We start from the raw sequence: 24,177 nt of genomic DNA, 5'->3' as shown, positions 1-24,177 counted from the left end.
AGGGTCAGTCCATCCCCCACTTCTGCAGCCGATAGCGCAGCTGACGCAGGGTCATGCCGAGATTGCGCGCCGCCGCCGAGCGGTTCCAGCGGGTCTCGTCGAGGGCGCGCAGCACGCGGATGCGCTCGTCGTCCGAATCCGCCTCCGGGTCGTCGTCGGCCGCCAGCAGTGCCAGCTGGGAATGGGTGAGCCCTTCGGAAGGATGAAGGTCGATGTCGCCCGCGGTGATCTCGTCCCCGTCGCAAAGCGCACATGCGCGCTCGAGCAGGTTCTCCAGCTCGCGTACATTGCCGGGGAAAGCATGCTGCTGCAGGGCCGCGACTGCCGCCGAAGACAGGCGACGCAGCGGTCCGCCCTCGCGCTCGGCCAGTTTCGCCAGCACATGGGTCGCAAGCTCCGGAATGTCCTCCGGGCGCTCGCGCAGCGGCGGCACCCGCAGGGTGATGACGTTGATGCGGAAATACAGGTCCTGGCGAAAACGATTTTCGGTGACCAGCTGGGCAAGATCGCGATGCGATGCCGACAGGATGCGGACATCGACCGCCTCCTCGGCCTGTGCGCCCACCGGCCGTACCGCGCGCTCCTGAATCGCGCGCAGCAACTTCACCTGCATCGCCAGCGGCAGTTCGCCGACCTCATCGAGAAACAGCGTTCCGCCGTTCGCCGCCTGGAACAGCCCCTCCTTGTCGGCCGAGGCCCCGGTGAAGCTCCCCTTGCGATGACCGAAGAACTCGCTCTCCATCAGATCGGGCGAGATCGCGCCGCAGTTCACCGGCACGAACGGCCCGCCGGCGCGTGCACCGAGCCCGTGGATCAGGCGGGCGATGACTTCCTTGCCGGTGCCCGATTCACCGTGGATGAAGACCGGCGCCTGGTTGCGCGCCAGTTTCTCGATCTGGACCCGCAACTGGGCCAGCGCCGGGGAACTGCCGATCAGCTGACGGTCCCCGGGGCTGGCTGCCTGGGCAGCCGAGGGACTCAGCAGCTTGAGCGCATGGGTGACGAGCTCGCGCAAGGCCTGCAACTCGACCGGTTTGGTGACGAAGTCGAAGGCGCCGAGCTTGAGGGCCCGGATCGCCGTTTCGATGCTGCCGAACGCGGTGATCATCGCCACCGGCAGGCCGGGCTGATGGCGCTGGATGTGTTCGATGAGTTCCAGCCCGTCGCCGTCGGGCAGACGCATGTCGGTCAGGCACAGCCGATAGCGGCGGCTGTCGAGCATGGTCCGCGCCTCGGCCACCGAGCCGGCCGCGTCGCAGGCCAGCCCCATGCGCAGCAGCGACAGTTCGAGCAACTCGCGGATGTCCTCCTCATCATCCACCACCAGCACATCGGCACGGGTAGCTCGGGTGCGACGATCAGTACCATTCATGGGCGACTCCGTCCGGTCAGCACGAAATGGGCGCCAGGCCCGTCGGGCAGCAGTTCGAGGGTGGCGTCGTTGGCCTCGGCCAGTTCCCGGGCAATATACAGGCCGAGCCCGGTGCCTCTGGCGTGCGTGGTGAAGAAGGGCTCAAACAGATGCGCGCGGACGTTGTCGTCGACACCGGGGCCGTCGTCCTTGACATGCATCCGCACGCGCTCGCCGGCAACGGCGTCGGCAGTGATGCTGACCGATCCCGGGCGGCCGCTGCCGTGAAGGCGCGCGTTGGACACCAGGTTGTCGAGAATCTGGTGCAGATGGGCGCGGTCGATCGCCAGCGTCAGCGCGGGGTCGATATCGACCACATAGATCGCGCGCTCGGCACCGTTGCGCAGGCCCTGCGCGTCCACCACTTCGGTGACGAACCTGGCCAGCGGCAGGGCCTCGGGCAACGCATGCTCGCGCCGTCCGAGTGCCAGCACATCGCGGATCATGCGCTCGATCCGCTGCGCATTGTCGTGGATGATGCGGGCCAGCCGCGCCTGCATGTCGCCGCGCTTTTCCTCCTTGAGCAGTTCGGCGGCCTGGGTGACCGCCGACAGGGGATTGCGGATCTCATGGGCCATGCTCGCCGTGAGCCGGCCGAGCGCGGCGAGCTTGTGCTGCTGCATCTGGCGCTGGATGTCCTCGAAGTCGGTCAGGTAGATCAGCACATCGCCCACCGCGACACTGTCGCCGTCGGCCCCCACCACCCTGCATCGCAGCAGGCGACGGGCCGGCCCCAGGCGCATCAGCCGGCCATCGGCCCCGCCGCACTGCTCCCGGCAGTCGGCGAACGCCGGATCGATGTCGGCCAGCGCCAGTCCTTCCATCCCCTGCAGACCGAGCAATGCAAGGGCCTGCGGATTGGCATGACGCACGCTGCCCTCCGGCCCGAGCACGATCACGCCATCGCGCATGTCGCGGATGATGCGCTCGTTGACGGCCTGCTGCTTGACCAGCGCCTCCCCCCGTTCCTCGGCCAGCGACGCATTGGTCTTCGCGCGCAGTGCCAGCAGGCGGGCGACCAGCGCAATGCCGAAGAACGCCATGCAGGTGATGCCGACCTGCAGAAAGTCCCCCGGTGTGCCATCGACGATGTAGCGCCAGCCGTTCTCCGCCAACACCGCGACCGTGGTGAATGCGGCGAGGAACAGCACCATCCGCCCTTCCGCGACCAGGCCCGCCCCGGCCAGCACGATCATCATCAGCACCGGCATGCCGCTGCGGTAACCGCCGCTGGCCCACATGATCGCGGTCAGCATGAGGATGTCGATGACAACCTGGAGCGACACCAGCCGATCGAAGCCGAGACGCCGTGTCGCGTCCGGAAAGCCAAGGGCAAGAATGGCCGCGAGGTAGGCGAAGGAGGCGGCGACAAAGACGCCCGGGTGTTCGCTACCGAGATTGAGCTCGCGCCCGGCAACCACGAAAAGGCCGGCCACGACGAGGCGGAACAGATTGAAGTAGCGCAGCGACTCGCTGCGCGAAGGGTCCACGCCGGCGTGCACGGACGAGTGCAAGATCAGTCTCCCTTGCCGGCGTCACCCAGGCTGCGATGCGCCGCGCAGCAGAAGAAATGACGGTCGTCGCGCACGCCCTCGCTTTCGGGAACGTGCACGCCGCAGTGGGCACAGGCGAGCATGCGCTCCGGCCCGGCCACCGGTTTCGGTCTGCGACCGCCGCCGCGGGCCTTTTTCAGGGCGCGGCGCAGCCACCAGATGCCACCCAGTACCAGCAGAAAGATCAGCAGATTGCGCACGATGAGGAGGACATGAAGAAGGGGACAAGGCCGGAGTCTACCACGTGCGATTGCTCGCTCCGGCCCGATGCCGGCAGCGCCCGACCCGAGGCCTCCGTTCGCACCTGTACCGCCGGGGCGCTCAGCGCTGCAGCCGGATCAGGCGTTCGCAGGCGGCGTCCAGCGTGTCCTCGTTCTTGGCGAAACAGAAACGGATCACGCCGTCGTCGCGGCCATCGGCAAGAAAGGCCGAGACCGGAATCGCCGCGACCCCGACCGTACGCGTCAGCCACTCGCAGAACGTGACGTCGGGCAGCGCCGAGATCGACCGATAGCGGGCAAGCTGAAAATAGGTACCCCGTGACGGCAGCAACTCGAAGCGCGAGCCCGCAAGTGCCGCGCGAAAATGGTCGCGCTTGCCCTGGTAGAAGGCGGCCAGCTGCAGATGGCGCCCGGCATCGGCCATGTAGTCGGCGAGTGCGAGCTGCACCGGCGTATTCACCGTGAACACGTTGAACTGATGCACCTTGCGGAACTCGGTCATCAATTCGCGCGGCGCCACCACATAACCGACCTTCCAGCCGGTGATGTGGTAGGTCTTGCCGAAACTCGACACCACGACGCTGCGCGCAGCCAGCTCCGGGTGCGCCGCGCAGCTCTGATGGCTCGCGCCGTCGAACACGATGTGCTCATAGACTTCGTCCGACACCACGATGATGCCGGTGTCGCGGGTGAGCGCCGCGAGGCGCGCCAGATCGTCCGCCGACCACACCGTCGCCGTCGGGTTGTGCGGCGAGTTGATCATGATCATGCGCGTGCGCGGTCCGATCGCCGCCGCCACGGCTGCCCAGTCGGGACGATACCCGGGGGCCGCAAGTTGCATCCGGACCACGGTGCCGCCGGCCAGCTCGATCGCCGGACCGTAGGCGTCATAGACCGGCTCGAACACGATCACCTCGTCTCCGGCACGGACGAAGGCGGTCACCGCGGTGAACAGGGCCTGGGTCGCCCCCGCGGTGATCGTGACCTCATGTTCGACGTCATAGGCGGTCCCATACAGGGCCTCGACCTTGCCCACCACCGCCTCGCGCAGCGGCAGGCATCCCGCCATCGGTGCGTACTGGTTGAACCCGGCGCGCATCCAGTGCGTCACGCGCTCGAACAGGATGTCCTCCGCATTGAAGTCGGGAAAGCCCTGGGACAGGTTGATTGCGTCGCACTCGTGGGCGAGCCGCGACATCACGGTGAAGATGGTCGTGCCGACGGCAGGCAGGCGGGACTCGATCGGAGCAGGGAAACGGGGCATGGCGGCAGCAAGACGGGAGGGGAAGCCGCATTCTCGCAGAGCCCGGCGCAATGGCAAGGGGCGCCGGCGGAGCACCCGCGCAGCATGGACGATGCGGGCAGCCGGACACCCCCCGTCGCAGGCACCCCACCACGGCCCCGACTATCACTTTGGCAACATCCGGGCAAATCCGGAAAACCGCGCCGCCGCGTCATCAGAGCACACGTCGCCACGGCCCGACAGACTTGCGGACAAAGCCAAGGACTGGCACATTCCGAGCTTCAACTTGCCGAAGAGAGCAGGAGACGGGGACAGGACGGCACGCGGGCAGAAATCACCGCGCTCCGGATCATGACCCCCATCCACACCATGTTTGTACAACCCGTTCCGACGCTGTGCCGTGATGGCGACAGCGTGTTGATCCTCGACCAGACCGCCCTCCCCTGGCGCCGGGAACAGCGCCGCCTGTACACGCTCGACGACGTGGCGCATGCCATTCGCTCGATGCAGGTGCGCGGCGCACCGCTGATCGGCGCGACCGCGGCCTATGGCGTGGCGCTTGCCCTGACCCGGGATGGTGGTGGCGATCCCGGCCTCGACCACGCCCTCGCGACCCTGGCGGCGACCCGCCCCACGGCGGTCAATCTGCACTGGGCACTGGACCGCATGGCCGCCGTGCTGCGTCCGCTGGCCGCCGCCGAGCGCAGCACCGCCGCATGGCGGGAGGCGGCGGCGATCTGCGCCGACGATGCGGCCACCTGCGATGCCATCGGCCGCCACGGCCTCGAACTGCTGCATAGCCTGCGTGCGGACGACCGGCGCCCGATCCGGATCATGACCCACTGCAATGCCGGCTGGCTGGCCACCCTCGGCGCCGGCACCGCGCTCGCACCGGTCTATGCGGCGCAGGCGGCCGGCGTGGCGGTTGAAATCCTGGTCAGCGAAACCCGTCCGCGCAACCAGGGCCTGCTGACCGCCTGGGAACTGCGCGAAGCCGGCATCCCCCACACCCTGATCGCCGACAACGCGGCCGGCCTGCTGCTGGCGCGCGGAGAGGTGGATGTGGTGATTACCGGCGCCGACCGGATTGCCGCAAACGGCGACACCGCAAACAAGATCGGGACTTATCTCAAGGCGCTCGCCGCACGCGAGGCCGGGGTGCCGTTCTATGTCGCCGCGCCGCGCTCCACGCTGGATTTCGCCTGCCCGGACGGCCATTCGATTCCGATCGAGGACCGCGGCGCGGACGAGGTGTGCACGGCGTCCGGAGTGGACGCGGCGGGCACGCTCATCCGGGTCCGGCTCTGCCCGCCCGATGCGCGCGCCGCCAATCCGGCATTCGACGTCACCCCTTCCCGGCTGATCGCGGCCATCATCACCGAGCGCGGGGTGTTTGCACCGGGCGAACTGGGCCGGGCCTACCGCGGAGCGGACACATGAGCATTACCGAAACCACCCTGCGCGAGGACCTGTTCGCCACCGCCCGCGATATGAGCCGGGTCGGGCTCAACGTCGGTACCTCGGGCAATGCCAGCGTGCGTCACGGCGACGGTTTTCTGATCACCCCCAGCGGCCTGGCCGCGGACACCTGCTCCGCGGCCGATATGGTCCTCGTGGACCGCGACGGCGGCTATCGCAGTGCATTGGCACCCTCCTCCGAATGGCAGCTGCATCGCGACATCTATGCCGCCCGCCCGGACGCCGGAGCCATTCTCCACGCCCATTCGCCCTTTGCCGTCGCACTTGCCTGCCAGCGCATCGCCATCCCGCCTTTCCATTACATGATCGCCCGCTTCGGCGGCACCAGCGTGCGTTGCGCACCCTATGCGACCTTCGGCACCCAGGCGCTGTCCGACGCGGCGGTGGGCGCACTGAGCGGACGCAGCGCCTGTCTGCTGGCCAATCACGGCATGGTGGTGTTCGGTCGTGATCTGGCCCATGCGCTGGCGCAGGCCATCGAGCTCGAAACCCTGTGCGAGCAGTACTGGCGCACCCGTCAGCTCGGCGAACCGGTGCTGCTGTCCGATGCCGAGATGGCCGAGGTCATCGAACGCTTCCGCTGGTACGGCCGGCCGCGCGACCCCGGGCACGAATGACGAAGCCATGTCCACCACTCCCCTGCCCTGCGCACTGGTGGCGCCGGGCATGAAGCGTCCTCCCCTGGGCTCGCTGCTCGGCATGCTCGCGCCGGTCGCGCTGCCGCTCGCGGTTTTTGTCGCGCTGTGGTCCGGGATCGCCCTGCTGGAGCGCGATGCACGCGAGGCCGAGCAGAGCAGGAACGTGGCGCGCTTCCAGCAGACCGCCGCACTGCAGGTCGAGCGTATCCGGCGCGAGCTGGAGACGCTCGATACCGCCGATCCCGACCCGCGTCGGCTGGCCGCCCGTCTGCTCGGCAAACGACGCGACGCACGGGACGTCAGCATCGAGATCCTCGATCTCGGCGGCGCCCACCCGCAGCCGGTCTACCGCGACCCCGACCTGCGTCCCGCCACCCTGATGTATGTCGAGCGGATTGCGTTCGACGAGCAGCGCTGGCTGGTCGAAGTCTCTCCCTTGCCCGGCCACTACCTGCCGTCGCCCGGCGCCCAGGTCGAGATGCTGACCTGGGCCGGTCCGTTGATCGGGCTCCTCGGTGCGCTGCTCGTGATATTGCTGCAATCGCGCAGCCGCAGCGTACGGCGCCAGGTGCTGCTGCAGACCGCCGCGCTCGAACGGATGAATCATCAGCTCGAACGCGGCAACCTCGCACTGCAGGAAGAGATCGAACGACGTGCCGGGTCAGAGCGCACCCTGCGTCAGGCCGCCGCCCTGCAACGGGCGATTCTGGAGGGCTCGGAATATGCGATCGTGGCCACCGACATCGATGGCCTGATCGAGCTGTTCAATCCGGCGGCGGAACGGATCTTCGGCTGGTCCTCCGCCGAGATGATCGGCCGCGCCACGCCGATGCTGCTCTATCCGGACGAAGAACTCGCGCGGCTCGCCAGCCGCAACGGTCCCGGTTTTCCTGGGCTGGTCGGTGAGGCTCGCCACGGACAGGCGGTCGGTCCGTACGAGTTCACCCTGCGCCGCAAGGACGGAAGCCAGTTTCCCGCCAGCCTGTCGATCTCGCCGCTGAGCGGCGAGGATGGCGTGATCCGCGGCTACCTCGGCATCGCCACCGATATCGGTCAGCAGAAGGCGGCCGAGTCCCGCATCCGCTTTCTCGCCCACTACGACGCCCTCACCGAACTGCCCAACCGCAGTCACCTGCTGCTGAAACTGAGCGAGGCACAGGAGCGCTGCCAGCGGCTCGGCGAGCGGCTCGCGGTGCTGTTCCTCGACCTCGACCGCTTCAAGTACGTCAATGATTCGCTCGGCCATCACGCCGGCGACCAGCTGTTGCAAGCCGTGTCCAAGCGTTTCATGAGCTGCGTGCGGATCGAGGATACGGTGGCCCGTACCGGGGGTGACGAGTTCGTCATCCTGCTGCCCTCGCTGCCCGACCGCGACCGCGTCGTCGAACTGGCGGAAAGAGTGCTGGCGGCCCTGCGCGAGCCCTTCGACATCCGCGGCCAGCGCCTGACGATCTCGCCCAGCATCGGCATCGCGCTCTACCCCGAGGATGGCATCGATGGCGAAGCCCTGATCAAGCACGCCGATGCGGCGATGTATCAGGCAAAGGAAGAAGGACGCAATGCCTACCGCTTCTACGACAGCCAGCTGTCGCACCACGTCTCGGAGCGGCTGGTGATCGAGAACGAACTGCGCCTCGCGCTCGAGCATGCCGAGTTCGTCCTCCACTACCAGCCCCAGCTCGATGTCGCCAGTGGCGAGATCACCGGCATGGAGGCCCTGCTGCGCTGGCAGCATCCGGAGCGAGGCCTGGTGCCGCCCGACCGCTTCATTCCGATTGCCGAGGACAGCGGCCTGATCGTGCCGCTCGGGGCCTGGGTGCTGCGCGCGGCCTGTGCACAGGCACGGGCGTGGCGCGATGCCGGGCTGATCGATGTGGTGATGGCGGTCAATCTTTCGGCCCGCCAGTTCGACCAGCACGATCTGCCGCAACTGATCGCCAGCGTGCTCGACGGCAGCGGGCTGCCGCCGGACCGCCTCGAGCTGGAACTGACCGAGAGTCTGGTGATGCGCGACCCCGAACGCAGTTCCGAGGCGCTGGCCCGGTGCAAGGCACTCGGATTGAAGATCGCGGTGGACGATTTCGGCACCGGTTACTCCAGCCTTGCCTATCTGCGCCGCTTCCCGATCGATCGCCTGAAGATCGACCGCTCCTTCATCAAGGACATCGTCGACGAACCCGACGACGCCGCGATTGCCCAGACCATCATCGCCATGGCCCACAGCCTGCGCCTCAGCGTCGTCGCCGAGGGCGTCGAGGACGAAGCCCAGCTGCGCCTGCTGCGCAGCTGGAAGTGCGACATGTTCCAGGGCTTCCTGTCGAGCCGACCGCTCCCCGGCGAGCAGATCACCGCCCTGCTGCAGGGCATGAAGGCCGCACGCCTGACCGAATTGCTGCCCCCCACCGGAATCTTCTGAACGGACGGCGGCAACCACTCACTCCGCCGCGGCCTTCGACCCGGTCTCCAGCACCCGCAGCAGGCTGCTCGTATCGTCCGCCCCCCATCCGCACGCAATCAGCGCATTGAGCTGCTGTCCGACCTGGGCGGCGATCGGCAGGGGCACGCCGAGGCGACAGGCCTCGTGCATCAGGATGCCGAAGTCCTTGTGATGCAGGCGGGCCTCGATGCCGGCGGCAAAGTCGCGCGCCACCATGCGCGCGCCGAACAGCTCCAGCACCCGTGATGCGGCGGAGCCACCCATCAGCGCGTCGCGTACGGCGGCGAGGTCCACGCCATGGGCGCGGGCGAGATGCATGGCCTCGGCGCAGGCCTGGATCGCGGACACCATGATCATCTGGTTGCACGCCTTGGCCACCTGCCCCGCTCCCGCGGGACCGACGTGCACGATGCGCTTGCCCAGCACTTCGAGCAGCGGCCGGACCCGTGCCAGCACGTCGGCCTCGCCACCGGTCATGATCGCCAGCGTGGCATCACGCGCGGCCTGTTCGCCCCCGGACACCGGCGCATCGAGCCAGCCGACGCCCCGTTCGGCGTGATGCGCCGCCACGCTGCGCGCGGTATCCGGCGCGATCGTGCTCATATCGACATGAATCGCGCCGGGGGCAAAACCTGCGGCCAGGCCCTGTGGTCCGCGCACCAGCGCATCGACATCGGCGCTGGTGGTGATGATGCTGATCACCACCTCGCTGCGCGCCGCCAGTTCGGCCGGGGTGGCACACACCACGGCTCCCGCCGCGGCGAGCGGGGCCGCGCTCGGCGCACGGCGTGCCCACACCGCCAGATCGTGGCCGGCGCTGAGCAGATGGCGGGCCATCGGTGCACCCATCGCGCCGAGGCCGACGAAGCCGACCCTCATTCGCCGTCTCCCCCGCTCATGCGCTCGAGCAGCTTGAGCATCGCAACCGAGTCGTCCTCGCCCAACCCGCTGCCGACCATGGCATTGAACATCTGCGCAGTGGCGGCCGACGACGGCAGCGCGAGGCCGAGCCGATGCGCCTCTTCCATCACGATGCGCATGTCCTTCTGGTGCATCCAGGCCTTGAAGCCGGGCCGGAAGTTGCGGTCGAGCATGCGCTGGCCATGGTTCTCGAGGATGCGCGAATAGGCGAATCCGCCGAGCAGCGCCTCGCGCACCTTGCCCGCATCGACCCCGCTGCGGGTGGCGAAGTTGAGCGCCTCGGCCACCGCGGCCACGCCGACCCCGGTCAGGATCTGGTTGCAGGCCTTGGCCACCTGGCCGGCACCGGAATCGCCGATGCGGGTGACCGACTTGCCCATGGCCTCGAGCATGGGCTTCACCTGCTCGAAGGCCGCCGCATCGCCGCCGGTCATGATGGTCAGCGAACCGGCGATCGCGCCCACCTCGCCGCCGGACACCGGCGCATCGAGCAGGGTCACGCCGCGCGCCTGCAGGTCGAGCGCGATGCGCTGCGCAGCGGCCGGCGCAATCGTGCTCATATCCACATGGATGTGCCCCGCAGCCGCACCGGCGGCCACGCCATCGGCACCGAGTGTCACTTGTTCGACGTCCGGGGCATCGGCGACCATGCTGATCGTGATCCGCGCCCGGGCCGCAAGTTCGGCCGCCGAGGCGCAGTCTCCGGCACCCGCCGCCATCAGGGGCTGCATCGATTCGCGGCGCCGGCTCCAGACGTGCACGGTGTGCCCCGCCTTGATCAGGTTCAGCGCCATGGGGCGGCCCATCAGGCCAAGTCCGATGAATCCGACTTCCATTGGGTTCTAGCTCCGTCAGTAATGGGTTCGGGAAAAGGGATTGGGGAAAAACGGGAAGGAACATCACCGTGCTACCGCAAACCCATCGGGCAGCGGATAATTCGGCAATGAACTACGCCCCCATCATCAAGGAAATCGGCCGCGGCGCCAAGGGCGCCCGCTCCCTCGACCGCACTCAGGCGACCGCCGCGTTCGCCGCCATGCTCGACGGCACGGCGCCCGATCTCGAACTCGGCGCGATCCTGATCGCACTGCGGATCAAGAGCGAATCGCTCGACGAGCTGCTCGGCTTCAAGCAGGCGATGGACACCCTGGGCGCCCGGGTGCAGGCCCCTGCCGGCCCGCGCACCGTGGTGCTGCCGACCTACAATGGCGCCCGTCGCCAGCCCAATCTGATGCCGCTGGTCGCCATGCTGCTGGCGCGCGAAGGGGTGCCGGTGCTGATCCAGGGCCGGCACGATTTCGAGACCCGGGTGAGCCCGTTCGAACTGCTCGCCGCGCTCGACCTCCATCCCGCCGCGACGGCGGACGAAGCGGCCGCACAGCTGGCCGGACGCAGACTGGCCTGCATCGCGGTGTCGGCCTTGCTGCCCGGCCTCGACCGCCTGCTTGCCTTGCGCCTGCGCATGGGGGTGCGCAGCAGCGCCCATACCCTGGCCAAGCTGCTCGACCCCTGCCCCGGGCGCAGTGTGCGCGTGGTGGCGGTCACCCATCCGGAGTATCTCGAGCGCATGGACGAGTTCCTGCGCGCCGATGGCGGCCGGGCGATGCTGCTGCGCGGCACCGAAGGCGAGATCTACGCCAACCCGCGCCGCTGTCCGGAGATGAAGGTCTATGCCGAGGGCGAATGCCATGTCGCCGTGCCCGGCGAGGAAGGCGGCGCGCCACCGCTGGCGGGTCTGCCCGACAGTTCGTCGATCGCCGAGAACGTCGCCGTGATCCATGCAATGCTCGCCGGCGGGCAGCCGATCCCGGCGCCGATCCGGGCCCAGGTCGACGCGCTCGCCGCACTCGCCCGCTCCTGAGGCGCCCCGCCACGGACACCGACCGGGCGCGCCAATACCCCTACCATCAGCGTGCTTGTCACGCTCGCCGGCATCCAGTATCGTCCATCCTGCCGTTGGGGGTGCCCGCGCATTTGGTGCGGGCTGAGAGAGACCCTTCGAACCTGACCCGGCTCATACCGGCGTAGGGAAACGCGATCATGCTGCCATCTTCCGTCCGTACCAGTTCCATTCCCAATGTGGTCACCATCGCCGGCGTCGATCCGTCGGGCGGTGCCGGCGTCCTTGCCGACCTCAAGACCTTCTCCGCACTCGGGGCCTACGGTTGCGGCGTGATCGCCGCACTCACCGCGCAGAACACGCAGGGCGTGGCCGGCGTACATGTCCCGCCCACCGACTTTCTGCGCCTGCAGATCGACACCCTGTTCGCCGACGTCAAGCTCCATGCGACCAAGATCGGCATGCTCGGCAGCGCCGACGTCACCACTGCCGTGGCCGAGCGCCTCGCCCACTGGAAGGCGGAAAATGTGGTCCTCGACCCGGTCATGGTGGCCAAGAGCGGCGACACCCTGCTGGCGAAGAGCGCCATTTCGATGATGCGTGAGGCGCTGTTTCCGCAGGCCTTCATGATCACCCCCAACCTGCCCGAGGCCGGCGTCCTGCTCGGGCAGCGCGGCCCCGACACGGTGAAGGAGATGTACCGCGCCGCCGAGCGTCTGCGCGAACTGCTGCCGCTGTCGAGCGAGCGCTGGGTGCTGCTCAAGGGCGGCCACCTGCCGGGCAACGAGTTGATCGACCTGCTGTTCGACGGCGACCGCATGATCGAACTGCCCGCGCCCCGCATCGAAACCAAGAACACCCACGGCACCGGGTGCACGCTGTCCTCGGCCGTCGCCGCCCTGCTGCCGCAACACGCCGGCGGCTTTCGTCCGGTGGAAGCAGCGGTGCGTCAGGCGCGCCAGTGGCTGCTCGGCGCAATCGCCCATTCCAATGCGCTCGCGGTCGGCCACGGCCATGGGCCGGTGCACCATTTTCACGCGCTGTGGCCGAAATGAAGGCGACACCGCATTTCCCGCAGAGCGGGCTTCAGCCCGCCGTTTGTGCCGATTCGGACCGCCTTTGATTGGCCGGTACAGACTCAACCCGACCCCCCCGGAGACAACCCATGAACGCCACCGAGAAATTCATCGCCGCGACCGCCCATGTCGACGCGGCCGCGATTGCCCCCCTGCCCAATTCACGCAAGGTCTACGTCGAGGGCTCGCGCCCCGACATCCGCGTGCCGATGCGCGAGATCAGCCAGAGCGACACCCCGGCCTCGTTCGGGGCCGAGCCCAATCCGCCGATCACGGTGTATGACTGTTCCGGCCCCTACAGCGACCCGGCGGCGAAGATCGACATCCGCTCCGGCCTGACCGCGCTGCGCCAGCGCTGGATCGAGGAGCGCGGCGACACCGAAGTGCTGCCCGACCTGTCCTCCGAATTCGGCCGCAACCGCGCCGCCGACCCGAAACTCGACGAACTGCGCTTCCCCGGCCTGCACCGCAAGCCGCGCCGTGCCATCGCCGGGGCCAATGTCAGCCAGATGCACTACGCCCGCCGCGGCATCGTCACCCCCGAGATGGAGTTCGTCGCCATCCGCGAGAACCTGCGGCGCAAGGAATACCTCGAATCGCTCAAGGCTGCCGGCCCCACCGGCGAGAAGATGGCGGCGATGATGCTGCGCCAGCACCCGGGGCAGAACTTCGGCGCCAGCATCCCGGCCGAGATCACCCCCGAGTTCGTGCGCGACGAAGTGGCCCGCGGCCGCGCCATCATCCCCAACAACATCAACCACCCCGAATCCGAGCCGATGATCATCGGCCGCAACTTCCTGGTGAAGATCAACGCCAACATCGGCAACTCGGCGCTCGGCTCCTCGATCAGCGAGGAAGTCGACAAGATGACCTGGTCGATCCGCTGGGGCGGCGACACGGTGATGGATTTGTCCACCGGCAAGAACATCCACGAAACCCGCGAGTGGATCATCCGCAACAGCCCGGTGCCGATCGGCACGGTGCCGATCTACCAGGCGCTGGAGAAGGTCGACGGCAAGGCCGAGGACCTGACCTGGGAGATCTTCCGCGACACCCTGATCGAACAGGCCGAACAGGGCGTGGACTACTTCACCATCCACGCCGGCGTGCTGCTGCGCTACGTGCCGCTGACCGCCAATCGCATGACCGGCATCGTCTCGCGCGGCGGCTCGATCATGGCCAAGTGGTGCCTCGCGCATCACAAGGAGAGCTTCCTCTACACCCACTTCGAAGAGATCTGCGAAATCATGAAGGCCTACGACGTGGCCTTCAGCCTCGGCGACGGCCTGCGTCCGGGCTCGATCTACGACGCCAACGACGAAGCCCAGCTCGGCGAACTGAAGACCCTGGGCGAGCTCACCAGCATCGCGTGGAAGCACGACGTGCAGGTGATGATCGAGGGCCCCGGCCATGTGCCGCTGCACATGATCAAGGAGAACATGGACCTGCAGCTCGAGCAGTGCCACGAGGCGCCGTTCTACACCCTCGGGCCGCTGACCACCGATATCGCGCCGGGCTACGACCACATCACCAGCGGCATCGGCGCCGCCACCATCGGCTGGTACGGCACCGCGATGCTGTGCTACGTGACCCCCAAGGAGCACCTCGGCCTGCCCAACAAGCAGGACGTCAAGGAAGGGATCATCACCTACAAGCTCGCCGCCCACGCCGCCGACCTCGCCAAGGGCCACCCGGGCGCGCAAATCCGCGACAACGCCTTGAGCAAGGCACGCTTCGAGTTCCGCTGGGAAGACCAGTTCAACCTCGGGCTGGACCCGGACAAGGCCAAGGAATTCCACGACGAGACCCTGCCCAAGGACTCGGCCAAGGTCGCCCACTTCTGCTCGATGTGCGGCCCGCACTTCTGCTCGATGAAGATCACCCAGGACGTGCGCGACTACGCTGCAGCACAGGGCCTGAGCGAGATCGACGCACTGAAGAAGGGCATGGAGGTGAAGGCGGTGGAGTTCGTCAAGGGCGGTGCCGAGGTCTATCGGAACGTGTAAGCGCCCTTGACTGCCATGTTGGTACAACGGGCCGCTGTCGCGGCCCGTTGTGTTTTCGCCTGCCGGAACAGCTTGCGCAAGCCTGCTCCGTCCCAGCGCCAATTCGGTGATTCGCGGCGACGCGACGGACCACGGCACCGCCGTACGTGGTCTCACTCACGCGCGCAGCCACCTCAGGCCATCAGGCCGATATCGTCGGCGTCGCCTCGCGTACCCGCGCGATGTCGCGCTCCAGCCCGTACTGCCTGACCTTCTGGTACAGCGTGCTCTTGGCGATGTCGAGCTCGCGCGCGGCCTGGGTGAGATTGCCGCGGGTGGCGGCGATTGCGCGCCGGATCAGCTCGGCTTCGCCTTTCGCCATGCTGTGCACATCCAGCGCCGCAGAGGGGAGCCGCGGCTCGGCGTCCAATTCACCGGCGAGTTCGGGCGGCAACGCTTCGGGGCCGAGGACCTCGCCTTCGCTCATCAACAGCATGCTCTCGATGACGTTGCGCAGTTCGCGCACATTACCCGGCCACGCGTAGCCTTCCAGTGCGGCAAGCAAGTCATCCTCCAGCCGGCGCGGGCCGATGCCGTGGCGCTCGCGGAAGTGGTCGACGAAGTGGCGGGCGAGCACGCGCACATCGCCGGGGCGGTCGCGCAAGGCCGGAATGCGGATCGAGGTGACCGCCACCCGGTAGTAGAAGTCCATGCGGAAGCGGCCGTCGGCGACCTCCTTGCGCAGATCGCGGTGGGTGGCGGCGACGAGGCGGAAGTCGACCTTGCGCGCCACGTTCTCGCCCAGGCGGTAGATCTCGCCCTGCTCCAGCACCCGCAGCAGGTGGGGTTGAAGATCGAGCGGCATCTCGCCGATTTCGTCGAGGAACAGGGTGCCGCCGTTGGCCGCCTCGATCTTGCCGACCAGGCCGCCGCGACGCGCCCCGGTGAAGGCACCGTCGACATAGCCGAACAGTTCGCTCGCCAGCAGTTCGCGCGACAGGCCGCCGCAGTTGAGCGCGACATACGGGCCGTCGCGGAAGGGACTGGCCTGGTGGATGCCCTGCGCGAATTCCTCCTTGCCGACGCCGGTTTCGCCCAGCAACAGCACCGGCACCCGCGAGCGTGCGAGTTGGTCGGCCTTGCGCACGGCCTCGCGCAGGCCGGTATCGGCGGTGACGATGGAGGCGAAGCCCGCAGGCAGGCTCGCCCGCGCTTCGGCACCGGCGGCTGCGTCGCGCGCCAGCGCTCGCTCCGGCTCGCCCACGCTGGCGCGCCCGAGGCGGGGCAGCGGCATGATCAACAGGGTGCCGAGACGCTCGCCCCGGCTCGACACCGGCACCAGCCATTCGGGCCGCAGCCAGGCCGGCAGTCGCGGCGGTTCGACGTCGACCGCGAGCCCCGGAATGCGCCGCGGCGCGGTGAGATCGAGTTCGGCACCGAAGGCGGCGATCGCCGCCTGCGCATTCTCGTTGGCCTTGATCGGGTAACCGCGGCGATCGAACAGGACCACCCCGTCGGTGCCCCCCGACCACTGCGGCAACGCGGCCTCGAGCAGCCGGTAGCGCCACTCCATTTCACGTATGGTCAGGCGGTTCTCGATCCGGCTGGCGGTGGTGACGACCAGCGCCAGACTCTGCCGGTTGTAGGTCTCGGACAAACCGGACACATCGACCACACCCAGGATCTCACCGTCGTGCGGATGGCGGATCACCGTGGCCGAACAGGTCCAGCGCTTGATTCCGGCGCAGTAGTGTTCGGCGGAGTGGATCTGCACCGGCTGGCCGACGGCGAGCGCGGTGCCGATCGCGTTGGTACCGCAGATCCGCTCGCTCCACGCCACCCCCGGCACCAGGTGGATCGATTCGGCCGAGCCCAGCGTCGGATTGTCGCCTTCCATGGTGAGGATGGTGGAACTGGTGTCGGCAAGCGCCATCACGGTGCCGGTCTCGGCCAGGAAATCGCGCGCGCAGGCCATGATCGGGGCACCGGCCTCGAGCAGTTCGCCATGACGGCTCTTGAGCGACATCAGCGTGGTTTCGCCCACCGGCTCGGGGGCGCTGCGCTTGTCCGGGTCGACGTTGTGCTGCTGGCAGCGCTGCCACGAGCCGTCGACCAGGCTGCGCAAGGCATCCGACGGTCGTCCGCTGCCATCCAGAAAACGCTCCCAGGCCGCCATCACCGCCGCGTCGTTGCCGGGATCGGAAAACATCTGCCCATCGGGCATCCGTGTCATCGTGTCTCCTCGTCGGGTGCACTTCGCGGCGGACCGCTATTGGCGCGGCCGGTTGAACGAGGTTCTGTGGATTCTGCCCGCGAAGGCCCTGGCTAAATGTCTTGTAGGTGATCGGCTCTCCGGCCAATGGGGAAACCGCGAAATCGAAAGCCCTTGCGGTCGTCTAAAATATAGCAAATCCAATGCCACGACGGCCAGGAGAATACCGAGGGGAACGCGCAGTGCCGGTCGCCCGACGCATGACGGCCTGACACTGGACGTGGCAATCGTACGACCGTCCGGTTTCCGTACGTTCGCCACCGGACGGCGACCGGAAATCGAACGTTCACCTACCCGCGCAGCCGTCCGCCGTGAAGCGTCGGGGACGGATGCTCGCTGGCGCACGATCGGAAAAGCGCGGCCGACAAGGCCCGCTCGACGGCTACCCCCGTTCCGTGCGCGACGGTCTCAGCCGAGCGCAGCCTCCTCGACTTCGACCCGGGCGGCGGTTCGCGCCACGACCTCGTCGATACTGACCCCCGGCGCGGTTTCGCGCAGGCGCAGGCCGTGCGCGGTGACGTCCAGCACGCACAGATCGGTGATCACGCGGTTCACCACCCCCGCACCGGTCAGCGGCAACTCACAGCGAGGCAGGATCTTGGCCTCGCCGCTCTTGCTGCAATGCTCCATCAGCACCACGACACGACGCACGCCGGCCACCAGGTCCATGGCCCCGCCCATGCCCTTCACGAGCTTGCCCGGAATCATCCAGTTCGCCAGATCGCCGTGCTCGCTCACCTGCATCGCGCCGAGGATCGCCAGATCGATGTGCCCGCCGCGGATCATCGCGAACGAGTCTGCGCTACTGAAGATGCTGCTGCCGGCGAGCGTGGTCACGGTCTGCTTGCCGGCGTTGATCAGGTCGGAGTCGACCTCGGCCTCGGTCGGAAACGGGCCGATGCCGAGCAGGCCGTTTTCCGACTGCAGCCAGACGTCCATGCCAGCCGGGATGTGGTTCGCGACCAGCGTCGGCATGCCGATGCCGAGGTTCACGTAGTATCCGTCGCGCAGCTCCTGCGCCGCGCGCCGAGCCATTTCATTGCGTGTCCAAGCCATGTTTATCCCTGCCTCACGGTGCGTTGTTCGATATGTCGGGTCGGGTGCGGATTGACGACGATGCGCTGAACGAAGACCCCGGGGGTGTGGATGTGATCGGGATCGAGAACGCCATTGTCGACCAGCTCTTCGACCTCGGCGACGGTGATGCGCCCGGCCGTCGCGACCACCGGATTGAAGTTGCGCGCGGTCTTGCGATAGACGAGGTTACCGGCCCGATCCGCCTTCCATGCCTTGACGAGCGCAAGGTCGGCAGTCAGCGCATGTTCGAGCAGGTAGCGGCAGCCGTCGATGTCGCGCTCTTCCTTGCCCTCGGCCACCAGCGTCCCGACCCCGGTCCGGGTATAGAAGGCCGGGATGCCGGCGCCACCGGCACGCAGCTTCTCGGCCAGCGTGCCCTGCGGGGTCAGCTCGACTTCGAGCTCGCCCGCCAGCAGCTGGCGCTCGAATTCCGCGTTCTCGCCCACATACGACGAAATCATTTTTCGGATCTGCCGGGTCTCGAGGAGGAGCCCGAGACCGACGCCATCGACACCGGCGTTATTGCTGATCACGGTGAGATCGTTCACCCGCGCATCGCGCAGACCGTGGATCAGCATCTCCGGAATGCCGCACAGCCCGAAGCCGCCGACGGCAACCGTGTGTCCATCCCGCACGATGTCGCCCAGCGCGGCACGGGCGTCCGGATATATCTTCCTCATAGCGTTTCTCTCCATGTTGATGTCATCACCCTGTTTCACGTCACCACCCCGCTCGCCGAGTCTTCCGCGGCCGTCCGCAGCGTACGCAGCGCATCGATCGCGACCGGATTCTCGATCGCGGACAGATCCCCGAGGCCAGTACCGAGATAGGCGCTGCGCATTACCCTCCGCACCGTCTTGCCGTTGCGCGTTTTCGGGATTGCAGTTACGCGGTGCACGCGCGCCGGGCGCAAGGGCTTGCCGAGCTGGCGGCCGACGTGGTCGACGAGCTCCGCTTCCCACGCCTGCCACGCCTGCTGCGCGAGCGCCGCGCGATCGCTGACGGTGACGAAGCACACCACCGTCTCGCCCTTGAGCGCGTCGGGGACGCCCACCGCCACTGCCTCGACCACCAGAGGGTGCGACACCAGCGCCGACTCGAAGTCGGCAAGACCGACGCGCTTGCCGGCGATCTTGATCGTGTCGTCGCTGCGTCCGTGTACGAACCAGTAGCCTTCCGCATCCACGCACGCCCAGTCGCCGTGCACCCACACATCCGGCCACACCGACCAGTAGGCCTCGCGATAGCGCTCCGCATCACGCCAGAAGCCGTGCGTCATGCCCGGCCACGGCTGACGGATCGCGAGCTCGCCTACGCTGCCGCGCACCGGCTGTCCATCGCTGTCGAGCACCGCCACCGCCATGCCGGGAATCGGCCCGGAGAAGGCGCACGCCTTTTGCGGCAGGCCGGGAAAGCACGCGAGAATGCCCCCGCCGATCTCGGTCCCCCCCGAATAGTTGATGATGGGGCGGCGCGATTGGCCGACCTGCTCGAACAGCCACAGCCACGGCGCCTCGTTCCACGCCTCCCCGGTGGAGCCGAACACACGCAAGGTGTCGAGCGCGCCCGACGCGGGCAGGCTCGCCTCGTTCGCCATCAGCAGCCGCACCAGGGTCGGCGACAGACCGAAATGCGTGACCCCGTGACGCTCGACCACCTGCCACAGCCGCCCCGCATCGGGGTAGTCCGGCGTGCCCTCGTACAACACCAGCGTCGCCCCCAGCATCAGCCCGCCGTAGACCATCCACGGCCCCATCAGCCAGCCCATGTCGGTGATCCACATCAGCGTATCGTCCGCGTGCAGGTCGAAGGCCATCTGCAGATCCTGCGCCGCCTTCACCGGAAAGCCGGCGTGGGTGTGAACGACGCCCTTCGGCTTGCCGGTGGTGCCAGACGTGTAGATCAGCATCAGCGTCTGGTCAGCCGGAAAGGCCACGCGGGGGCAAGCGGATGAGGGCTCGGGCAGCTTACGGTAGTCGACCTCGACGCAAGTCGCGTCCGCCGCGTCATCCGCGGAACATGGGCCCACGCCCAGGTGGTCTACCACCACGAGCTGGCGCAGCGAAGGACAGACCCTCGCGGCGGCACGGGCGTCGTCGAGCATGCGCACGCGCTTGCCGCGGCGGTAGTAACCGTTGGCGCACACCAGCACGCGTGCTTCGCAGTCGGCCACGCGCTGCGCCACCGCGTCGGCGCCATAGCCGGAGAAGAACGGGATGAAGATGGCGCCGATGCGCGTGGCCGCGAGCATCGTCACCGCAGCTTCGGGGACCATCGGCAGGTACAGCGCGATCCGGTCGCCCTCGCCCACACCGAGCGCACGCAAGCCGCCGGCGACACGCTCCACCTCCACGGCAAGCTCGGCGTAGCTGAGGGTGCGCAGCTCACCCCGGTCGCCCTCCCAGCGGATGGCGATCCTGGTCGGCGTGGCGCGGGCGTGTTTGCCGACGAGGTTATCGACCAGGTCGACGCGGCCCCCGACAAACCACTTCGGCCACATCACGCCATCGGCGAGATCGAGGGTCTGGTGGTAGGGCGTCACCCACTCGAAACCGATCGCGTCGAGCACCTGGTCCCAGAAGCGTGCGGGTTCGCGCGCCGCGCACTCCCTCAGGTCGTCGAGACCACGGTAGTCATGGCGCGCGATGAAGCGCGCCAACTGTGTGTTGCGCCATTCACAGTCACTGGGCGTATGGATGTTCATGTCGGAGTTGCCCCCTGTCGTCGTTGTCGATACCGCGCACAGTGCAGCGCCCCGGACCCGGCCCGCTCGCCGGAAAAGTGTCCGCCCCGAACGAACCAGGGCGGACCAAGCCGTGGAGAGCGGTGGGTCCGGTAGCTAACGCGGCGAGGTGGAGGCCTAGGAGCTGTCGGACTTGAGGCTGATCGACTGCGCCAGTGGGAGAAACGGTCCATATCCGCCCGTTTTCTCGTTGCATAGAATGACTAAGCACCTCAAAAACGGCGGAATCTGTCCTCGTTTTCCCACTCGGCTCGCTACGATCGCTCAAGTCCGACACCCTCCTAGCGCCCCGCCCCGGTGGCGACTTCCTCGAGGATGTTCAGCGAGACGTCCGACTCCTTCACCCCTTTCGGGTTGGATTTCATGTTGGACGACCAGTTGGTGGCGTGGCCGCGCTTGACGTCGATGATGTGGCCCACCACCGGCATCACCGCCTTGTAGCCGTCGTCGCCGGTGTCCGGACGGTTCTGGAAGATGAACATCTTCCAGAACTCACCCTTGCGGTCGAGCGCGTACCCCAGGTAGGGACGGGGGAAGTCGACCTCGATGTAGGCCACCTTCTTGCTGTACGGATGCTGCGGCGGCGGCGTGCCCTCGACGACGTACACCTCGCGCGGCTCCCACTCGATGTCCTTGGCCGGATTGAAGTACGGCGGCTCGCTCATGCCGATGCGCGGATACTCCTTCTCGATCGACTTGCCGGTCTGGCTGTTGTCGACGCTCATCTCGGGACTGTGGGCAATGGCGAGGATCCAGCGCTTCTCGATCAGCTTGTTCTCGGTGTACTTCGTCGGCCAGGCATCCCAGATATCCCAATCGTCATAGAGCTGGTCGGTACCGCCGATCGGGTCCATCCACGCCCCGCCCGACAGGCGCCGGGTGCGCCGTACCGACTTGAGATAGGCGTAGGCGTCGTCCGGCTTCGCCGAGTCGGCCTGGTTGTAGCGCACCGAGAAGGTGCCCACGCCGCGGATCTCCTGTGGACTGGTGGCGACGAAGTAGGTCTTCTGCGCGATGTCGCCGTCGCCGACCGAGATCGGCCCACCATCGAGGCGCCCTTCCATGTAATAACGGCGCGACTGGAAACGCTGCACGCGCTCGAAGCCTGTCTTCGCGTCGAGAAACACCCAGGCGATGTCGCGCAGATCCATGGTTGCGCCATAGGTCGCCGCGCGCAGGTTCCAGATCACCTTGTCGCCGGCGTGCGGGTCATCGAGCTTGATCGACTCGGGCGGGAACAGCATGCCGGCCTTCCACCCGCTCACGGTGCGGTCGGCGGGATTGAACTTGACGTCCTTCGACCAGTTCCGCGTCGCCTCGACGTACTTCGGGTCCATCTCGATCTTCTTCGAGTGGGCAATCTTGATCGTCAGATCGTAATTATTGATCATCCACTCGAGCTTTTCCGGGACCATGCTCGCGATGGTCTTGCCCTCGAAGGTGTCGTCCTTGACGCTCGCGTAGTTGTCTTTGGTGATGATGAAACCGGCGTCGAGCTCCTTGGCCTGCGCGCCTTGCACTGCCAGCAGCAGCATCAGGCCGAGGGCGCCGCCGGCACCGAAGCGCCGCGCCGGGGGGCGGGCAGGGGTTTGGGAATGCACTTGCATGATGGTCTCCTCCTTGTTTAGAACTGCCGGGTCAAGCGAAAAACGAGCTGGCTGGCGTTATCGAAATAGCCGAACAGCTGCGAGGACTGCCCGCTGAACGCCTGCTTGCTGGACTTGTTGCCGGTCCAGAAAATGTCGGCCTCGATCTTCGCCAGCCACTGGTCCGGAAGCGTCAAGGACACGCTGGGAATCGCGAAGCCGCCGCCGTGGGTGAGGTCGAAACCGATCGCGAACCCGGGATTGATGGTGTCGTTGCTGTAGTTCAGCGTCGTGAATGCGGTCAGGATGGTGTTGTGCTCGGTAAGCCGCGTTCCGTACGCAAACAGGCGCACGAGGTCGTCCGACTCCTTGAAGTTGAGCACCTGGGTGTTGAACAGCTGAATCGACGAGAACGACGGCCGCGAGGTGCCCAGCAGCCCTTCGAAGCTGAGGTTCTTGTCGATGCGCAGCATCGTCGTCAGCGTGTCCTTCTTCTTCACCCCGCCCAGACCGATCCCGACATTGCCCGGAACGTTCGGTGCAAGGAACGCACCGGTGCCGATGTTGTACGGCTGGTCCTCGGTGTAGGCCACCTCCGCGCTGAGCACGGCGTCGAGCGTTGCGCTGTAGCCGCTCACGGTCATGCCGTAGACGTCGATTCGGGGATGAATGAGATCGAACACCGAGCCGCTCGGCGCCTTCTTGAAGGGCTTGAACGCGGAGTTCGCCACCGGGTCGGCCGAAAAGGTCGTCAGCCAGGCAAACGAATAGCTCAGGCCGTAGGCCTCGCCCGACCAGCGCACACCGCCGGTGACGTCGCGGTAGTCGCCGTCCGGATGGTCACAGTCCTTGTCGGTCACCGCGGTGAGGTCGAAGCCGCGATAGGGCTGGAAGAACCAGCGTCCGCCCTGGATATCGTAGGTGTTGCCGATATCCTCGCAGCGATCGACGCCCGGGCGCACGTAGGCCGCCAGCATGCCGTCGAGCTCGGGGACGCGGATCTTGGTGGAGATCAGGGTCAACGGTTTGCGCCACTCCTCGTTCTCGCCCTCGAAGAACAGACGCCAGGACAGGTCGTAGCCATGCACCAGGTCCATGGCGTGGAAGAAGTCGGATTCGCCCCACACCAGTTGCTGCTTGCCCGCCTTCACCGTCACCCGCTCGCCGAGCGGCAACTCGGCCCAGAATTCGCGGATTTCGCCATTGTTGTAATTGTCGAGAATGCTGCTGGCATCGCCCCCGGTGGTGCCGTTGGTCCTGCGCAGGCGCTCGAGATCGTTCAGGTAGCTGGTCTTGTACTCGCGATCGACGCGACCGATCGCCTTCCACTTCACCGGCCCGGTGCGCGCATCGGCATCGAGCAGCAGCGAGCCGCGCACCATCGACAGTTTCCCCTTGCTCTTCTCGTCGATCGCCTTGAGTTCAGGCTGGTTCTCGAGGTTCATCGACACCCAGCCGCGCGCATAGCCGGACAGGTTGAAGCTGAAATCGTCGGCCCACGAGCCCTCGTCCCCGGCGGCCTGCGCCGGACTCCACGCGGCCCCCGAGATCGCGGCCGCCAGCGCGACAGCGGTCGCCCTGATTCTTGAAACTCCCTTGCACTTCATCTCCTCACTCCTTTGTGGTTTTTGACTGCACTTCTCACTGCACGGAAGGGTTCGGTGGCGCGCGCTTGTGCTGCGCTACGCACGCAGA

Annotated in this window: 18 protein-coding genes and 1 riboswitch; of the genes, 6 read left to right on the top strand and 12 right to left on the bottom strand. The window is 67.2% G+C overall.

Features of this window, described 5'->3' with window-relative positions; all coding sequences use genetic code 11:
* Positions 1-4: 4 nt before the first annotated feature.
* From AC3A35_RS01665 to AC3A35_RS01650, 4 genes are all read right to left on the bottom strand, one after another.
* Entirely contained in the window at positions 5-1,372 is a 1,368-nt protein-coding gene (locus tag AC3A35_RS01665; protein ID WP_487434085.1) for a sigma-54-dependent transcriptional regulator, read from the bottom strand.
* Positions 1,369-2,925, bottom strand: coding sequence for a sensor histidine kinase (locus AC3A35_RS01660; RefSeq protein ID WP_487434084.1), 1,557 nt, complete (start codon positions 2,923-2,925; stop codon positions 1,369-1,371). The genes AC3A35_RS01665 and AC3A35_RS01660 overlap by 4 nt, the downstream gene beginning before the upstream one ends.
* 2 nt (positions 2,926-2,927) lie before the next feature.
* The gene (locus tag AC3A35_RS01655) at positions 2,928-3,164 is read right to left on the bottom strand and encodes a PP0621 family protein (protein ID WP_487434083.1); all 237 of its coding nucleotides are present in this window, start codon (positions 3,162-3,164) and stop codon (positions 2,928-2,930) included.
* A 121-nt stretch (positions 3,165-3,285) separates the two neighbouring features.
* Positions 3,286-4,449: a pyridoxal phosphate-dependent aminotransferase gene (locus AC3A35_RS01650; RefSeq protein WP_487434082.1), complete on the bottom strand. Its 1,164-nt coding sequence runs from the start codon at positions 4,447-4,449 to the stop codon at positions 3,286-3,288.
* Positions 4,450-4,797: 348 nt separating this feature from the next.
* Between AC3A35_RS01650 and mtnA the strand changes: the two genes are divergently transcribed.
* The 3 genes from mtnA to AC3A35_RS01635 are packed head-to-tail and all read left to right on the top strand — an operon-like array spanning position 4,798 to position 8,961.
* The gene (gene mtnA, locus AC3A35_RS01645; protein ID WP_487434700.1) at positions 4,798-5,868 is read left to right on the top strand and encodes an S-methyl-5-thioribose-1-phosphate isomerase; all 1,071 of its coding nucleotides are present in this window, start codon (positions 4,798-4,800) and stop codon (positions 5,866-5,868) included.
* Entirely contained in the window at positions 5,865-6,524 is a 660-nt protein-coding gene (locus AC3A35_RS01640) for a class II aldolase/adducin family protein (protein WP_487434080.1), read from the top strand. Before mtnA ends, AC3A35_RS01640 begins: the two co-directional genes overlap by 4 nt.
* Positions 6,525-6,531: 7 nt before the next feature.
* Complete coding sequence (locus AC3A35_RS01635) at positions 6,532-8,961, top strand: putative bifunctional diguanylate cyclase/phosphodiesterase (RefSeq protein ID WP_487434079.1); 2,430 nt, start codon at positions 6,532-6,534, stop codon at positions 8,959-8,961.
* An 18-nt stretch (positions 8,962-8,979) separates the two neighbouring features.
* On the opposite strand, the gene AC3A35_RS01630 is transcribed toward AC3A35_RS01635, so the two are convergent.
* The gene (locus AC3A35_RS01630; protein ID WP_487434078.1) at positions 8,980-9,861 is read right to left on the bottom strand and encodes an NAD(P)-dependent oxidoreductase; all 882 of its coding nucleotides are present in this window, start codon (positions 9,859-9,861) and stop codon (positions 8,980-8,982) included.
* Positions 9,858-10,739 (bottom strand): NAD(P)-dependent oxidoreductase, encoded by an 882-nt coding sequence (locus AC3A35_RS01625; protein ID WP_487434077.1) that lies wholly within the window; start codon positions 10,737-10,739, stop codon positions 9,858-9,860. The genes AC3A35_RS01630 and AC3A35_RS01625 overlap by 4 nt, the downstream gene beginning before the upstream one ends.
* 107 nt (positions 10,740-10,846) lie before the next feature.
* Between AC3A35_RS01625 and ybiB the strand changes: the two genes are divergently transcribed.
* The 3 genes from ybiB (at position 10,847) to thiC (ending at position 14,825) form a co-directional block, all read left to right on the top strand.
* Positions 10,847-11,764 (top strand): DNA-binding protein YbiB, encoded by a 918-nt coding sequence (ybiB, locus tag AC3A35_RS01620; protein ID WP_487434076.1) that lies wholly within the window; start codon positions 10,847-10,849, stop codon positions 11,762-11,764.
* 87 nt (positions 11,765-11,851) lie between these two features.
* Positions 11,852-11,951: riboswitch (TPP riboswitch) on the top strand.
* On the top strand, positions 11,944-12,798 hold the full coding sequence (gene thiD, locus AC3A35_RS01615; protein ID WP_487434075.1) for a bifunctional hydroxymethylpyrimidine kinase/phosphomethylpyrimidine kinase: 855 nt from the start codon (positions 11,944-11,946) through the stop codon (positions 12,796-12,798). (Overlaps the previous riboswitch by 8 nt.)
* 110 nt (positions 12,799-12,908) lie before the next feature.
* Complete coding sequence (gene thiC / locus AC3A35_RS01610; RefSeq protein ID WP_487434073.1) at positions 12,909-14,825, top strand: phosphomethylpyrimidine synthase ThiC; 1,917 nt, start codon at positions 12,909-12,911, stop codon at positions 14,823-14,825.
* 181 nt (positions 14,826-15,006) lie between these two features.
* Here thiC and AC3A35_RS01605 read toward each other — a convergent pair whose 3' ends face one another.
* The 6 genes from AC3A35_RS01605 to AC3A35_RS01580 form a co-directional block, all read right to left on the bottom strand.
* On the bottom strand, positions 15,007-17,037 hold the full coding sequence (locus tag AC3A35_RS01605; protein ID WP_487434072.1) for a sigma-54-dependent Fis family transcriptional regulator: 2,031 nt from the start codon (positions 17,035-17,037) through the stop codon (positions 15,007-15,009).
* 447 nt (positions 17,038-17,484) lie between these two features.
* Positions 17,485-18,132: a CoA transferase subunit B gene (locus AC3A35_RS01600; protein ID WP_487434070.1), complete on the bottom strand. Its 648-nt coding sequence runs from the start codon at positions 18,130-18,132 to the stop codon at positions 17,485-17,487.
* A gap of 2 nt (positions 18,133-18,134) precedes the next feature.
* The gene (locus AC3A35_RS01595) at positions 18,135-18,833 is read right to left on the bottom strand and encodes a CoA transferase subunit A (protein ID WP_487434069.1); all 699 of its coding nucleotides are present in this window, start codon (positions 18,831-18,833) and stop codon (positions 18,135-18,137) included.
* A 35-nt stretch (positions 18,834-18,868) separates the two neighbouring features.
* Positions 18,869-20,857, bottom strand: a complete 1,989-nt coding sequence (locus AC3A35_RS01590) for an AMP-binding protein (RefSeq protein ID WP_487434068.1) — start codon at positions 20,855-20,857, stop codon at positions 18,869-18,871.
* Between the two features lie 320 nt (positions 20,858-21,177).
* Positions 21,178-22,503 (bottom strand): DUF1329 domain-containing protein, encoded by a 1,326-nt coding sequence (locus tag AC3A35_RS01585; RefSeq protein ID WP_487434067.1) that lies wholly within the window; start codon positions 22,501-22,503, stop codon positions 21,178-21,180.
* Between the two features lie 17 nt (positions 22,504-22,520).
* Positions 22,521-24,089 (bottom strand): DUF1302 family protein, encoded by a 1,569-nt coding sequence (locus AC3A35_RS01580; RefSeq protein WP_487434066.1) that lies wholly within the window; start codon positions 24,087-24,089, stop codon positions 22,521-22,523.
* Between the last annotated feature and the right edge of the window lie 88 nt (positions 24,090-24,177).

The sequence above is a fragment of the Azoarcus sp. Soil_N_20 genome (genome assembly GCF_057656155.1).
The sequence above is the reverse complement of the archived record's forward strand: the minus strand, read 5'-3'. Positions and strand labels throughout refer to the sequence as shown.

Coding starts and splice junctions, on each gene's coding strand:
- AC3A35_RS01665 (WP_487434085.1), bottom strand. CDS start 1,372: ATGAATGGTACTGATCGTCGCACCCGAGCTACCCGTGCCGATGTGCTG.
- AC3A35_RS01650 (WP_487434082.1), bottom strand. CDS start 4,449: ATGCCCCGTTTCCCTGCTCCGATCGAGTCCCGCCTGCCTGCCGTCGGC.
- mtnA (WP_487434700.1), top strand. CDS start 4,798: ATGTTTGTACAACCCGTTCCGACGCTGTGCCGTGATGGCGACAGCGTG.
- AC3A35_RS01640 (WP_487434080.1), top strand. CDS start 5,865: ATGAGCATTACCGAAACCACCCTGCGCGAGGACCTGTTCGCCACCGCC.
- AC3A35_RS01635 (WP_487434079.1), top strand. CDS start 6,532: ATGTCCACCACTCCCCTGCCCTGCGCACTGGTGGCGCCGGGCATGAAG.
- AC3A35_RS01630 (WP_487434078.1), bottom strand. CDS start 9,861: ATGAGGGTCGGCTTCGTCGGCCTCGGCGCGATGGGTGCACCGATGGCC.
- AC3A35_RS01625 (WP_487434077.1), bottom strand. CDS start 10,739: ATGGAAGTCGGATTCATCGGACTTGGCCTGATGGGCCGCCCCATGGCG.
- ybiB (WP_487434076.1), top strand. CDS start 10,847: ATGAACTACGCCCCCATCATCAAGGAAATCGGCCGCGGCGCCAAGGGC.
- thiD (WP_487434075.1), top strand. CDS start 11,944: ATGCTGCCATCTTCCGTCCGTACCAGTTCCATTCCCAATGTGGTCACC.
- thiC (WP_487434073.1), top strand. CDS start 12,909: ATGAACGCCACCGAGAAATTCATCGCCGCGACCGCCCATGTCGACGCG.
- AC3A35_RS01605 (WP_487434072.1), bottom strand. CDS start 17,037: ATGACACGGATGCCCGATGGGCAGATGTTTTCCGATCCCGGCAACGAC.
- AC3A35_RS01600 (WP_487434070.1), bottom strand. CDS start 18,132: ATGGCTTGGACACGCAATGAAATGGCTCGGCGCGCGGCGCAGGAGCTG.
- AC3A35_RS01595 (WP_487434069.1), bottom strand. CDS start 18,833: ATGAGGAAGATATATCCGGACGCCCGTGCCGCGCTGGGCGACATCGTG.
- AC3A35_RS01590 (WP_487434068.1), bottom strand. CDS start 20,857: ATGAACATCCATACGCCCAGTGACTGTGAATGGCGCAACACACAGTTG.
- AC3A35_RS01585 (WP_487434067.1), bottom strand. CDS start 22,503: ATGCAAGTGCATTCCCAAACCCCTGCCCGCCCCCCGGCGCGGCGCTTC.
- AC3A35_RS01580 (WP_487434066.1), bottom strand. CDS start 24,089: ATGAAGTGCAAGGGAGTTTCAAGAATCAGGGCGACCGCTGTCGCGCTG.